The sequence below is a fragment of the Bilifractor sp. LCP21S3_F8 genome (assembly GCF_052117805.1).
In the GTDB taxonomy this organism is placed as follows: domain Bacteria; phylum Bacillota; class Clostridia; order Lachnospirales; family Lachnospiraceae; genus Bilifractor.
Window position 1 is genome coordinate 132,656 of the sequence record NZ_JBQKIK010000002.1, and the last position, 13,204, is coordinate 145,859.

General features: G+C 50.2%; 12 protein-coding genes. 5 read left to right on the forward strand and 7 right to left on the reverse strand.

Annotated features, from left to right (window positions below):
• Positions 1–132 precede the first annotated feature (132 nt).
• Both ACTQ3A_RS01790 and ACTQ3A_RS01795 read right to left on the reverse strand, forming a co-directional pair.
• A complete protein-coding gene (locus ACTQ3A_RS01790) occupies positions 133–1,197 on the reverse strand; it encodes a sugar phosphate isomerase/epimerase family protein (protein WP_441099246.1) in 1,065 nt (354 codons plus the stop codon).
• 13 nt (positions 1,198–1,210) lie between these two features.
• Entirely contained in the window at positions 1,211–1,606 is a 396-nt protein-coding gene (locus tag ACTQ3A_RS01795) for a C-glycoside deglycosidase beta subunit domain-containing protein (protein ID WP_441099247.1), read from the reverse strand.
• 272 nt (positions 1,607–1,878) lie between these two features.
• On the opposite strand from ACTQ3A_RS01795, the gene ACTQ3A_RS01800 reads away from it, so the two are divergent.
• Both ACTQ3A_RS01800 and ACTQ3A_RS01805 read left to right on the forward strand, forming a co-directional pair.
• Positions 1,879–4,311, forward strand: a complete 2,433-nt coding sequence (locus ACTQ3A_RS01800) for a GH39 family glycosyl hydrolase (RefSeq protein WP_441099248.1) — start codon at positions 1,879–1,881, stop codon at positions 4,309–4,311.
• Positions 4,301–6,730 carry a GH39 family glycosyl hydrolase gene (locus ACTQ3A_RS01805; protein ID WP_441099249.1) on the forward strand — a complete coding sequence of 810 codons (2,430 nt, stop codon included), beginning with the start codon at positions 4,301–4,303 and terminating at the stop codon, positions 6,728–6,730. Before ACTQ3A_RS01800 ends, ACTQ3A_RS01805 begins: the two co-directional genes overlap by 11 nt.
• Before the next feature lie 10 nt (positions 6,731–6,740).
• Here the strand turns inward: ACTQ3A_RS01805 and ACTQ3A_RS01810 are convergent, their stop codons facing one another.
• Positions 6,741–7,328 carry a histidine phosphatase family protein gene (locus ACTQ3A_RS01810; protein ID WP_441099250.1) on the reverse strand — a complete coding sequence of 196 codons (588 nt, stop codon included), beginning with the start codon at positions 7,326–7,328 and terminating at the stop codon, positions 6,741–6,743.
• 226 nt (positions 7,329–7,554) lie between these two features.
• Between ACTQ3A_RS01810 and ACTQ3A_RS01815 the strand changes: the two genes are divergently transcribed.
• Positions 7,555–7,761, forward strand: a complete 207-nt coding sequence (locus ACTQ3A_RS01815; RefSeq protein ID WP_441099251.1) for a hypothetical protein — start codon at positions 7,555–7,557, stop codon at positions 7,759–7,761.
• Positions 7,762–7,805: 44 nt separating this feature from the next.
• Positions 7,806–8,477 carry a 4'-phosphopantetheinyl transferase family protein gene (locus ACTQ3A_RS01820; protein ID WP_441099252.1) on the forward strand — a complete coding sequence of 224 codons (672 nt, stop codon included), beginning with the start codon at positions 7,806–7,808 and terminating at the stop codon, positions 8,475–8,477.
• A 158-nt stretch (positions 8,478–8,635) separates the two neighbouring features.
• Here ACTQ3A_RS01820 and ACTQ3A_RS01825 read toward each other — a convergent pair whose 3' ends face one another.
• From ACTQ3A_RS01825 to ACTQ3A_RS01840, 4 genes are all read right to left on the reverse strand, one after another.
• Positions 8,636–9,073, reverse strand: a complete 438-nt coding sequence (locus tag ACTQ3A_RS01825) for a Zn-ribbon domain-containing OB-fold protein (protein ID WP_441099253.1) — start codon at positions 9,071–9,073, stop codon at positions 8,636–8,638.
• 25 nt (positions 9,074–9,098) lie between these two features.
• Positions 9,099–10,388, reverse strand: a complete 1,290-nt coding sequence (locus ACTQ3A_RS01830; RefSeq protein ID WP_441099254.1) for a thiolase family protein — start codon at positions 10,386–10,388, stop codon at positions 9,099–9,101.
• An 11-nt stretch (positions 10,389–10,399) separates the two neighbouring features.
• A complete protein-coding gene (locus ACTQ3A_RS01835) occupies positions 10,400–10,639 on the reverse strand; it encodes an acyl carrier protein (RefSeq protein WP_441099255.1) in 240 nt (79 codons plus the stop codon).
• A gap of 87 nt (positions 10,640–10,726) precedes the next feature.
• Positions 10,727–11,371: a class II aldolase/adducin family protein gene (locus ACTQ3A_RS01840; protein ID WP_441099256.1), complete on the reverse strand. Its 645-nt coding sequence runs from the start codon at positions 11,369–11,371 to the stop codon at positions 10,727–10,729.
• Positions 11,372–11,573: 202 nt separating this feature from the next.
• On the opposite strand from ACTQ3A_RS01840, the gene ACTQ3A_RS01845 reads away from it, so the two are divergent.
• Positions 11,574–13,142: a xylulokinase gene (locus tag ACTQ3A_RS01845; protein WP_441099257.1), complete on the forward strand. Its 1,569-nt coding sequence runs from the start codon at positions 11,574–11,576 to the stop codon at positions 13,140–13,142.
• Positions 13,143–13,204 lie beyond the last annotated feature (62 nt).

Consider the following 13,204-nt stretch of genomic DNA (forward strand, 5'->3'; position numbering starts at 1 on the left):
CGCGACGCTCGCCGCACACGAATACTTCGCATTCGGCTGCGGCTCACCGTTCGCGTAAAATAGAACAGAGCACTTCCATGCCGGTTCACAGCATGAAAGTGCTCTTTAATCATTCACTAGGGCTATTAAGTTTTATCCTTCAATCGCTCTTCTGAGTGCTTCCTGATGAAGAGCTACCTGATGTACATCCGGCACCTCCTGAAATGCGCGGAGATGCTCACCGCCTTCGTATTCAGAAGACAGATAACCGGTGTATCCGGCCTTCTTGTACGCCTCAACAACTTCCGGAATGGCAACTGCCGTCTCGGTGAAGTCCTCGTGCATATTATAGAATTTTGCATGTGTATGTACGATCCGGTCGATATTGTCGATCAGATCCTGCGGATCACTCCAGGAATAGGTATAGCTGCTCATCAGATATTCAATATCCGCGGGGCCGGCTCCCATATCCTTGAGCTTGTCCAGCAGAACTGCCTGTCCGTTCGCATTGCGGTAGTTCATGTTTGCCTGTCCCAGATCGTGAGAATACTCAATCTTTACGAAACCCTTTGCGACCCTCTCCTCGAAAGCATCATCAACAACCCTGATGCACTCCTCCTTCGCTCCAGCCTGTCTGCATTTCTCGCGGAGAACATCCGGAACTCTCTTACAGAAGATACCAAGATCCGGAATCCAGCCGAAATATTTGTATTTTGAGCCCGGCTTGTCCAGCTTATCCATGTATCCCTGTGCCCAGCTGGAATTCAGAGAGAACGGTGCGTGCACCTCAAGACCGATCTTTACCCCTACCTGCTCTGCGTATTCCAGCGAGCCTTCAATTACCTCGATCGGAGTGGATACCAGTGTACGGATACAGGAGAATCCAAGAATGGAAGCCATCCTCAGATCACGGCACATCATTTCGATCTGCTCTCCAAGGCTCAGTGTACGATTGTCAAAAATACGGTTCTCCAGAAATGCGTCATAGCAGGTCGGTGTCAGGTTGTACTTTGCAAGCCAGCCCTTCCACTGCTCCTGAAACTCCTCCGTCAGAATCGGGTTCGGGAACTGTTTAATCATTTCCTCAGCCAGAAGTTCCACACCTGTTGCTCCGGTTTTTGATGTCTCAGCCAGGCATCCTTCCAGATCTAATTTTCCCTCGTAATATGAATCCTGATAACTATAAAGAGATACACTTCTCTTGATATCTGCACTCATTGTTTTCTCCTCCTTATGCAATCTCAAAGTCTGTTTCACACACTGCCTTAATCGGGAAAGGCATGTAAGAAGGTGCAATATGCTGAAGCACATTCAGATGATGTGTACCCTTGGAGAGTCCGCCTTCCTTACGAACAGTCACCGTCGCATACTCGCCAAACTCCCAGCGATAAAGCGGACTGATGACAGTGCGGCACTCTTCCAGCGTAAAGGTTTCTCCATTTACTGTGAGAAGCACATCCTCGCGCGGAACATCTTCACCGTCAATATTGACCTTGATATCACGAATAATAGACAAGGTAATTCCGCGATAGTACTGAAGCTTGAATCTGAACTGAAAACCGGTTGTCTTTCCTTCTTCCTCAATATTGCGGAAGCCTTCCGAATCATAAATTGGTCTGCCTGCCATAATATCCTCCTGAATTTTTTCTCACTTTGCACAATCCGGCTTATGCAGCCTGTCCCGGCGTTCTCCGCGCCGGATCAGAAGCCCTGTGCCGTTCTGTATCTTTCTGATGTGTTCATTCTAGCAATGACACGCATGATAAAGCACTGTGTGATTACGGTTATTTTCCTTTATTATTATCTTTTTTCAAATATTGCTATATTTTCCAAGAATCTTGTTTCATTTTATGTATTTATAATGAATCTGTGGTATGATTCTGTACAGAAAGGAGATATATGATGCACCCTAGTGAACTGAACCAAACCATGATCCGCGTCTGCGGCACCCGTTTTCTGGACACCGCAATTTCCTGGAAACCCGACGGCTATGTATTTCTGCTTGTACTGGATGGAGTCCTTGCTCTGCAGTCAGCAGATCCGGATCTCTGCGGAACCGACAATCTTTACATTATTCCTGACCGACAAAGAGTCATACTGAAACCGCAGAACAGTGCCTCTGTTTTTTTTCTTGTTCTCCGCCCGGAAATGATGCTTGTCTGTACCGGGACAGAAAGTATCTTCCATATGAAATCACGGAACCTGCCGCATAACCGGCGGGATGAACTTTGTCTGACTCTCCGGCAGCTGCGGACAGATATTTCTGCTGATGCCGCTCCGGAAGATCATTCCCGGAGATTTTTCCTCTCTTCAGATCTATTCCGGCTTCTCGGGTTACTCTCCGGTCCAACGGATCAGACCGATCCCGGGAGGCGCGAAACATCTGATCTGACGCCTGCAGTGTTCTCCTCCACCGGGCTGTTCGATGAAATCTCTTCTTACATGAAAAAATACTATAATGCCGGGCCTGGCCAGGCAGACACTGCCGCCCGCTTTCATATTTCTCCGCAATATCTGGCCCGTATGATCCGTCAGCACACCGGTCTGACCTTCCGCGGTTATCTGAAACAGATTCAGGAAGAGGCCTTCCGCCTTTACCGGAAACATACCAATCTGACGGACGGCCAGATCCTGCAGCTGACCGGTTCTGACAGCTTCCGGTCCTCCGCAGACTATTTACAGTCCGAATCCGAATCCCTGCCGCTTCCTGGGAGAGCAGTCTCGGAGCCTTTCATTTCTCCGGCTGTTTCCCCTTCCTGTGATCCGGGAGACACCCATGCATCAGCCTTGATCCGCGTTCCGGCACGATCCATCCGTCCCATGACCGAGAGTTGGAAGTGCCTGATCAATCTCGGCTATGCCTCCGACCTTCGGAATTTACGGATCGAAGACACCTTATCCGCTATGCAGAACACCATCGGTTTTCGTTATGGACGAATCTGCAGGATTCTTGATGTTGCGCAGCGCTTTCAGATTGCGGACCGCTCGATTCTCGACTTTTCGCAGGTCTTTTCCATTCTGGATATCCTGATGAAAAACCATATGACGCCCTTTCTGGAATTAGGCAACAAAGCGTTTGCCATCCAGAAAAACAGCTCTGCTTCCTTTTACCCGGAGGGAAACATTGATTCAAGAACGTATTATAAAGGACTTCTTGAAGTCCTTCCGGATTTTATCGGTACCTGTATCAACCGCTACGGACAGGAATATTTCGATACCTGGCGATTTGAAGTCAGCTACAGCTATACTGCAAATGAAAAAAATCCGTTCAGCTTCATACAATATCTTCGCGTGTTCCGCAGAATCCAGAAAATCATCCGCCGTTATTCCGCAAAGGCAAGGATCGGAGGGCCCGGCTTTAATCGCTGGGATAAGCCAGGACAGATTCAGCGGACATTGGATCAGATGAAGGCCGAGCAGTCCATCCCCGACTTCATGACCCTCTATCTCTATCCTATGAAAAAAGAATCCGACGGTATCCTTTCGATTCTGGATGACCCTGACGTTCTGATCCGGCGGCTGCAAAGCTTTGTGGAAGCCTCCCGCTTCGCCTTCCCGGAGAAGCAGATCTGGGTCACGGAATTCAATTCCAATTTGTCTTCCAGGAATTATCTGAACGATTCCCTGTATCAGGCTGTTTATCTGTCCAGAACCCTGACTGCCGTTGCAGCACTTCCGGTTTCCGCCATGGGTTATTATCTTCTCTCGGACGCCCCGCTCCGCTACTCCGATTCCCTGGAATTTCTGTTCGGAGGATGGGGGCTCTATACGGACACCGGTCTGCCCAAAGCGTCCAGCAATACCTACCAGCTCCTCCGTATGACAGGAAGATATCTCGTTCAGAACGGCCCAGGTTATCTGATCACTGCAAATTCCGAGAGCAGTTTTCAGATCCTTCTGACACACTATCGCCACATGAAACCAGCCTACCTCCGTCAAAATGTCCCGGCGCACGCACTCCTGGATCCTGAGCAGATCTTTCTGCCGGCGACGCCCCAGAAGTATACCTTTTTGCTCCCACCGGTTCCTTCCGGGACTTACCTGCTGCGAAAATACACTATTGATTCCAGCCATGCCAATCTCTTTCACGAGTGGCAGAAGTCCGGCTTTCTGCCTCAGCTCCAGCCGGGTCTCCTGGAGGATTTTCGCAGCCTTTCGCAACCGGTTCCTGAAATAAGCCGGATCACGATCCTGCCGGGACAGCCCTTCGAGCTGCACATCTGTCTTGACCACATACAGGTCTGTCTCTATTCGGTGGAACTCTATTCCTCCCGCACGGATCTGCCCATTTCCGATTCTGAAAAACAAGGAGAACCTCAACATGAGTTCTAAAATCATTGCCGCACCCGGAGATCTTCCGGTACAAAAAACAAACTATCTGACCGTGCAGGGCGAAACAACACTGCATCTGAACGCACATACCTTCTTCTGTGTCATGAACGGAACCGTTCATGCCGGGCGACAGTCCTTTTCCTGCGAATATCCGGCAGGATCTCTCTTCCTGGTCGCTTCGCAGGAAAGTATCCGTTTTTCCGCAGAAGAACCCGCAGTTCTTCTTATGCTATCCGTTGACTCTGATTTCATTTATGAACATATGAATGGCCGCCGGGTTTTTCTGTGTGATTCCGTCGCCCGTCCCGAATGTGATTATCTTCCCATGAAACAATTAATTCTCCAAATCGCAGAATCCTGTCTTGATACAATGCACAACGATCCGCTTCAGATCATGGGCAATCTCTATCTGCTACTTTCAGAGCTCCGCAAAATGCAGCCCTCCGGCGCATATGATGCAGAAACGCCAGATAAATACCGGGACAGAGTCCGCACCATTGAAACCTACATTGATCACCACCTGGCAGAGCCTCTGACACTCACAAAAATTGCGCATGATTTTTACCTTACGCCCCAGTATTTCTCCTCTTTTATGAAGTCTGCCTTTCACCAGAACTTCAAATCCTATCTGACGGATCGGAGAATCTACTACGCATGTCGGGATCTCGTTAACACAGACCTGACAATAATGGAAATCGCACTGCGGAACGGATTTGGCAGCCTCTCTGTTTTCCGCCGGAATTTTTCCCTGCGCTACCACATGTCCCCGCTTCAATATCGAAAAAAAATGCGCAGCAGGCCGACACATGCCGCTGCCGTGCAGGACACGGTTTCTCTTCCCCGGTTATTCTCCGGTTCTGGCGCAGACGACCGGCAGAGGCTCCTGCAGGGATTGATGCGCCAATCTGTCCTTGCGCAGGCAGATGATGATCAGGGTTCCTTCCGGCATATCAGCTCCGTCATTAATATCGGATCCGCGGCCAATCTTCTGTCATCCCGTTTTCGCGGCCAGGTAACACAGCTCAACAGCGAAATGCACTTTACCCATCTGCGGATCCTGGAGCTCGTGAGCAGTAGTTTTATTCCGATGCTTCTTCCGGACTACAGCTATTATTTTCAAAATGTGGATACGATAATAAATTTTCTGTTTGAAAATCACCTGTCTCCCTGGATCGAACTCTCGAGACTTCCTCTCGAACGCCGCCCCCTCACCGGGGAAGACAGCAGTTTCTATACCGTTCACAGAAACCGCCGCTTCATGAACCTCCTGGAGCATTTCCTTCAACATATTGCAGGGCACTGGCCGGAGGGATGGACCGGAAGCTGGCGCTTTGAACTGTGGATGTCACCTGCGGAATCTGTTTCCGAATATATACACGATTTTAAGGAAGTATCACGCCTGCTTCGGACCTGGCTTCCGGGAGCGCGTCTGGGCGGGCCGGGGTATAACGTCTGCACAGCCTCTGTTTCGCCGGAAGAGCTCCTGGAATCTTTCGTCCGGGAAAAACTAAAGCCTGACTTTTTTTCTATTCATCTGAGCTGCCATGTACCCGCACATACAACGGAAGGTTCTGAACGACAGATACTCCCTGATCTCACCATCGCCTCGGACCCGTCCTTCCCGGAACAGGAGGCTGCTTCCCTCCGGCACAGATTAAAAAAGTATTTCCCCGATACCCCTCTGGCTGTCAGTGAATGGTCTTCTGCCTGGATCGCAGGTCTGCCGGTCGCGGACTCTCGCTTTCAGGCTTCCTTCATAGCCAGAACTCTGCTCAAGCTTCCCAGTCAGACAGATCTGGCTGCTTACTGGCTCCTGAGCGACACCGCCCATGCATCCGCCGCCCTTAATCCCCCGGAGCTCTATTACTTCGGACAGGGTCTGATCAACCGCGAGGGGCTCCCGACATCCGCTTATTTTGCCTACCGTCTGGTCCAGCGCCTGAACGGAACCATCCTCGGCCGCGGAGATAATTACTGTATCACCCGGTGCAATCCAACACATTACCAGATACTTGCCTTCCATTACACTCACTTTACCCCCTCCGGCGAATTTCCGGAAAACAACGCATTCGCTTTTGACCGTGTCTATACCTTTTTCGCAAAAGAAGAGGTTCTCCAGATATCGGTCACCATCCAAGGGCTGGATCCCGGAATATATCTGGTCAACCGCATTCTGATCAATGAACAGCACGGCAGCGACCTGGATATCATGATCGGCGAATTTGAACACAGCAACCTGGACCGCATTGATTTTCTGAAGAAGACAAAATCGCCGTCCCCGGAGGAGCTGCAGTATCGGATGCAGACCAGCAGCCCGGAGGTACGCCGCGTATTTCTAAAATCTGATGGCAGGATACAGTTGGAAACGAATCTTGCGTCGCACGACGTCTGCTTCTGGGATATCCGAAAGCAGGTATAGTCGGAAGAAGTCAGAATTCTACGTCCTCCAGTCTCTGGAAGGACCGACAGCTCCGACACCCGTGAGATCCGATATCTGCCTCATAGATTTCGCAATTTCCGATATTTATTCCCCAGACATTCTCCCGTCCGGTCAGCTCCCGGATGATGCCGCGCATGGCTACGCCATGCGTCACGATCAGCACATTCTGCTCGCATGGGGAGGATGTCAGGTCCCGCACAAAGTCTGAAATCCGCGCCTCCAGACTGCTGATCTTCTCGACGCCCTCCGGGGGACGGTTTTCCATCAGCTGCCGGATAACAGGAAATGATTGCTTCAGATCAGCTCCATCGTAAGGCCCCAGATCAATCTCCAACAGCCGTTCATCTGTCCGCAGCTCCTCTCTCCTTCTCCCGGACACCAGAACCGCGGTATCCATGGCCCGCTGAAGCGGGCTGCTGTATACCGCGTCAAATATAAGATTTTTCTTCAAAAGCTTCTCTCCAGCCACTTTTGCCTGCCGTATCCCATTTTCATTGAGGGGGATGTCCGCCCTTCCCTGAAGACGGTTTCCCCGGTTGCCATCCGTCTCCCCATGTCTCATGATATAAAGCTTCACTCTAATACCTCCGCAAGATTTGATTGGTTTCTTTCCTCTTTTGAAACGAATTTGCCTTTAATCCATGTTAAGCTATGCTCATAAGATCGATAAGTCATTCGAAAGCGAAGACAGAATTATCGTACACAAGTCCCGAAAGAGACCGGATGCGATTTCAAATATCTCAATCATCTTATGTTCCTATCAACAAAAGCAAGACTATTATTCAAGAAAGGAAAATACAGTTATGAAAGACAACTATACAGCTAATTTTAAAAAGTTTGAAAATGATTATGAGAATAGATACGTTCTTCATTATGAAGGATTTGAACGCATGATGCAGGAAAATAAAGCTATGGAAGAGGAAGACAGAAAGAGCCGTTCTCTCTTCCGCCGCTTGTTCTCCTCCCGTCGTCATGTTAAAGTGGTATCCGGACAGGCGGTCGGCGCGTAAATCCAAACCATGTACGGTGATCCGCCTGTAAAGGAGGACAGCCCATGCCACACATTTATTATACCTGTTATACACCCGTTTCCGCCTCTATTGCCGACATCAGTCAGCAGGAGCATCTGCTCGGACGGCAGTTGCTCCTCCGGGGGCTGAACGATCTTCTTTCCTCTCTTTCATCCGATTCGCAGGTCTATCCATCTGCCCCTGCAGCGTTTCCAACAATTGCTCTGGCTTCCACCGGCAAACCATATCTGCCTGATTTTCCGAATGTGCATTTTAATATAACACATTGTGACGGACTCGTCGCATGCGCCTTTGACGATCATGAAATCGGCCTGGACGCGGAACCTCCCGGGTATTTTCCAGAAATACTGATTGACCGCGCTCTTACGGACAGAGAAAAGCATTGCCTGAGAACGGCCAATTCAGAAGAATGTCTTCGACAGGAATACTTTTACCGTTTCTGGACCCTGAAGGAGGCTTATGTCAAAAAGTCCGGCATTGGTGTCGATACCGACCTTACAGCCTTCTCCTTCTCTCCGGAAGCTATCGCAAAAGTTTCCACACTCTCCCGAAAGACACCAGAAACTATCTTCCGTATTCCCTGCTCAGATCCGTCTGTGCTCTGCTATCAGACCTGCCTTCCACAGGGGCAGATCCTATCCTGCTGTGCCGACAGGACTTCCGAAGGATTCATTCTGCAATCTGTACAGACATGAGACAGCTCATTCCGCGGTGCTGTACGGTAAAAGCTTCCATGATTTTCCCTCCCGGAACAGGCAGCCGTCCGCCGTGCGTACAATGCGTACAAAGGATACAGCCGCCGTGCATTCATCATGCATGGCGGCTGTATCCTTTTCACACCGACTATTATTTCTCACTCATCCAGTTCAAAGAATAATGTCGTATATCTGCCCATATCATAGAAGACCGGTCGCACACGCACCGGGAGCTTGTTTTCAATCTCGCGCGCTTTCTTTTTATTGATACCGAGAACTACCGCATTGATGGACGGTCCCTCATCTAGCTGCACTTCTCCGCACACATATTTCAGTCCACGGTCTTCCAACTCCAGTCTTGCGTTCAGAACACCGGTAAATACAAAGCTTTTCAGAACGCCTTTACCGGTCAGTGTAGTCCACTCCGTCTCATGATATCCACATGTGTTGCAGGCAAGATGCGGTGGGAACTCGATGGCTCCGCACTCCTTGCATTTTCTGGCATAGATCACACCATCCTTCAAACCATTCCAGAATTTTTCTACGATATGCTCCGGATTCCAGAATTCCTCTGTCTTCATTCTTTCGTTGCTCATCTTAACTCTCCTTGTCCTTTCTCACTTAAAAATCAGATTCCAGGATGATTGCGCGCACATTCTGTGCTCCGCCGAATCCACGTAAGAAGGTACGTTTCGGAAGTTTCTTTACCTGCCGTTCTCCAGCCTCTCCGCGCATCTGCGTCACTGCCTCAAAGATATCCGCCATGCCGGAAGCCCCAAAAGCATGTCCGTAAGAGGTTCTGCCACCGTTCGTATTCATCGGCTTGTCTCCATCATAGGCAATTCTTCCGTCCAGAACATATTTCCAGCCCTCGCCCTTCGGAAGATATCCGATCTCCTCTGCCGCGAGGAAGGCAGAAGATCCGATAAAGTCGTTGACGTAGAGCAGATCGATATCATCCGCCGTCAGCCCGGTCAGCTCGAATACCTGTCTGGCAGCCTCCGCGGTCGCTTTTTTCTCCAGATGTGGAACAATCGCGTCCAGTACGGAAGCACCGACTCCCAGAACTTTTACCGGTTTGTCCGTGAACTCCTTTGCCATTTCTGTCGGAACAACAATGCATGCCGCTGCTCCGTCTGCCACACAGGAATCACTGGAGGTCCGCAGATACTGTGTCATCTTCGGATTGTTTGAGGATCTCATGTACTCCCAGACATCATCGTAGCCAGCTTCCTTCGCCATCTCATCGAACGTCTTGCGTCGTATCGCGCGCGGGCAGAGCGCCGCCGCACGACGGAAATCATAGGCCTGATGCGCCAGAACATCGTCGATCGTTTCTTTGCTCAGATGATTTTCCTTTGCATAATAGTTGATCCAGTCATCATGATTCATTCCCGGGCCGCCGCCAAGGTATCTTCCGTAGGCACGATCAAAAATAGAGTCCAGATCCGGAAAAAGCACCTCAGATGTCAGAGGCACACGCATGAATGCGGGCGTATTCCCGTCCGGCATACCGGTACCCTGCTCACTGCAGCCGGACAGAACGATATCGTAAGCGCCGGATGCGACCGCAAAGACCGCTTCCTCCAGAGCAATATAGCCTGTACAGCATCCTTCTGAATGGGAGATAGAACCCTTTCCTCTCATACCGAACCAGTCCGCAACCTGCAGATTCGGGGTGATGCAGTGATTCAAAACATGCGGATTGGCAGAGCCGTGGAAAAAGTACTGCACATCCCTCGGTTCTACTCCGGCGTCCGCCATGGCATCCAGCGCTGCGTGGCCAAACAGTTCTCCATTGGTCAGCCCCTTGTAAGTCGGATTCTCCACGCCGTTGAAGAAAGGAGTTGCTCCGATACCGACGATAGAGACGCTTCTCATATTTTTGTTCAGCTTTACGTTAGTCAGCATAGATCTTCTCCTTACATTTCGTCCATAACGTAATCAACCAGATCCCCAATGGTCTTGAAGTTTCCGAATCTTGCCACCGGAATCATTACGTCGAAATCATTCTCAATCGATGCTGCCATTGCTACTCTCTGAGAAGATTTAACGCCAAGCTCAGCGGCGATATCGGTGTCCTCTTTAATTTTCGAGGCATCCTTTCCAAAAGCCATTGCCGCAAACTCAATCATTTTTGCCAGAACTTCTTCTCTTGTCATCGTATTCTCTCCTTCTTATTTCTTCCCTATTCACAATTTATCATTATTACTTCACTTTTCCACATGCCAGCCGTCGTGTCTGTGCCGTCAGACTGCCTGATCCGCTGCAATCAGAGCCTTCATCGCTGCCTCTGCTTCCTTCGGCATCGGCTCATACTTGCCAAGCAGCTTCGCATAGAAGGTAGTAACTGCCATCTCTTCTGTGTAGGTTGCAGCTGCCAGTGCCGCCTTCATATCCCTGCCGCAGGAAAACATTCCATGATTCTTGATGAGAACCGATCTTCCGTCACTGCCGATTGCCTCTGCAACCTTTGCAGCAACATCATTGGAGCCGGGCATGGTGAACGGCACGATGCGGACCGGGGTGAACTCACACTGCGGAGGGGTGATCGGACGAAGCTCATTGTCCTCTCCCATCGCCATAATGGTAGCAAACATTGCATGCGTATGAACAGTCGCCTTGATATCCGGTCTTGCGCGAAGAACGGCGGTGTGCATCGGTGTCTCTGAAGATGGCTTGTACGGACCATCCAGCCATTTACCGTTGAGGTCAACGATGGCAATATCTTCCGCTGTCATATGCGTGTAGGAAATACCGCTCGGCGTAATTGCGACAACATCGTCATCGTCATCGCGAAGAGCAATGTTCCCGGATGTTCCATGCACCAGTCCCTGTGCAACTGCCTGCTGAATTGCCTCAAGTACAATTTTACGGATTCTCTCGTATTTCATTTCGTTCCTCCAATATGCCAAGAAATAATTTTCAGGTTTGTTTTTTTCTGTGTCTTCAGAATACCAACTGCGTTCCTGAAAGAACATGACACATTTGGTTAAAGTGTTAAATTCGCTCACTTTCAAAAAAAGTGTTCTGTTTCCGGCATTTTTCTTTTTCTATGATAAAAACAGGCAAATCTATATGTGAAGGGAGATTTTTATGAATAAAGCAGATAACTATATCATCGGAATGGATATCGGAACGACGAATACAAAGGCGATCCTTATGAGCCAGCACGGCGACATCATCGCTTCCGCATCCAGAAAAAACCACCTGATTGTCCCGGGGCCCAATATGGCAGAGGAAAACGCGGACGAATGGTGGCTGAATGCTCGTGATGTCTTTCGTGAGATATCCGCAAAGGCAGGCCGGGACGTGATCGATCATGTCCGTGCCATCTCAATCAGTTCCCAGACTGTGACCATGCTCCCGGTAGATCAGAGCGGACGTCCGCTGCGGAACGCCCTGATCTGGATGGATGTCCGCTCCTCTGAGGAAATGCATGAAATATCCGACAAAGTAACGCATACGCGTTTCACGGAGATTACCGGAGGACAGCCGGATGCCGGATTTCTGCCGAACAAGATCCTCTGGTTCCGCAGAAATGAGCCCCAGCTCTTTGCACGAACCTATAAAATTCTGCAGTGCAGCTCTTATATTAATCTAAAGCTGACCGGAGTGTACTCCATGGACATCGACCAGGCAAATCGAAGTCAGTGCATGGAAGTTCATACCCTGAACTGGTCAAAAGAAATCGGAGACGCCGTGGGTGTGGACTTTAATGAACTTCTGCCAAAGCCTTCCCTTACGACCGAAATCATCGGACAGGTCACGCGCTGCGCAGCTGAAGAAACCGGCCTTACGGAAGGGATTCCGGTTGTCGCAGGCTGCAGCGATGCCGCCGCTTCAGTCTTTGCCACCGGTCTGTGCAGACAGGGTGACGCTGCGGAATCGTCCGGCACTTCCTCTCTGGTTTTTGTTGCCAGTCCGGTGCGCGGAGACCTGTCCCTTCCGGTCACAACGAGGCCCTGTGCCATTCCGGGCGTTCCATACGTATTTGACGCTCCGATCAGCACATCCGGGGCTGCAGTCAAATGGTACCTGGATGCCATGGGACAGGAAGAAAAAGATTATGCAAAACAAGTGGGGATCGATCCTTATACCGCATTGAATGAGGTCGCCGAAGCAATTCCCGCCGGATCCAACGGTGTGCTGTTTTTTCCCTACCTCATGGGGGAACGGGCTCCTCTCTGGAACTCCCATGCAAAGGGCATGTTTATCGGAATGTCCCTGAGCACAGAGCATGCGGATTTCACCCGGGCAATGTTTGAAGGAACCGCATTTGCGCTCCGGCATGTCATGACTGAAATCAGCCACGCGGGCGGACACGCAAAGACACTCCGGATCACCGGAGGAGGCGCAAAAAGCCGGGAATGGTCCCGCATCAAGGCGTCCATGCTGCGCATGCCCGTCTATGTGCTGGATGATAAATCCGGCGATGTTCCCTTCGGCGATATTCTGATTGCCGGGCATGCAGTCGGCCTCTTTCCGGATATCCCGGCCGCAGTCGATGAGATTCTGAAGGTAAAGGAAGTCATTGAGCCCAATGAACAGTGGGCCGATATCTACGACCAGGTTTATCCATACTACATCAGCCTCTATAAGGATCTGGACGAGGATCTTCGCTACTACAAAGACACGGTGAATGCACTCAACTTACATCGCTGAACTTTGAAATAGTTTCTGTTTACCTGGATTGTTCACCCGAACAAGAAATTTATGATGAATTG

What these genes read in the sequence shown, in the direction of transcription:
- ACTQ3A_RS01790 (WP_441099246.1), bottom strand. Translation starts at nt 1,197, where the DNA reads ATGAGTGCAGATATCAAGAGAAGTGTATCTCTTTATAGTTATCAGGAT.
- ACTQ3A_RS01795 (WP_441099247.1), bottom strand. Translation starts at nt 1,606, where the DNA reads ATGGCAGGCAGACCAATTTATGATTCGGAAGGCTTCCGCAATATTGAG.
- ACTQ3A_RS01800 (WP_441099248.1), top strand. Translation starts at nt 1,879, where the DNA reads ATGATGCACCCTAGTGAACTGAACCAAACCATGATCCGCGTCTGCGGC.
- ACTQ3A_RS01805 (WP_441099249.1), top strand. Translation starts at nt 4,301, where the DNA reads ATGAGTTCTAAAATCATTGCCGCACCCGGAGATCTTCCGGTACAAAAA.
- ACTQ3A_RS01815 (WP_441099251.1), top strand. Translation starts at nt 7,555, where the DNA reads ATGAAAGACAACTATACAGCTAATTTTAAAAAGTTTGAAAATGATTAT.
- ACTQ3A_RS01820 (WP_441099252.1), top strand. Translation starts at nt 7,806, where the DNA reads ATGCCACACATTTATTATACCTGTTATACACCCGTTTCCGCCTCTATT.
- ACTQ3A_RS01825 (WP_441099253.1), bottom strand. Translation starts at nt 9,073, where the DNA reads ATGAGCAACGAAAGAATGAAGACAGAGGAATTCTGGAATCCGGAGCAT.
- ACTQ3A_RS01830 (WP_441099254.1), bottom strand. Translation starts at nt 10,388, where the DNA reads ATGCTGACTAACGTAAAGCTGAACAAAAATATGAGAAGCGTCTCTATC.
- ACTQ3A_RS01835 (WP_441099255.1), bottom strand. Translation starts at nt 10,639, where the DNA reads ATGACAAGAGAAGAAGTTCTGGCAAAAATGATTGAGTTTGCGGCAATG.
- ACTQ3A_RS01840 (WP_441099256.1), bottom strand. Translation starts at nt 11,371, where the DNA reads ATGAAATACGAGAGAATCCGTAAAATTGTACTTGAGGCAATTCAGCAG.
- ACTQ3A_RS01845 (WP_441099257.1), top strand. Translation starts at nt 11,574, where the DNA reads ATGAATAAAGCAGATAACTATATCATCGGAATGGATATCGGAACGACG.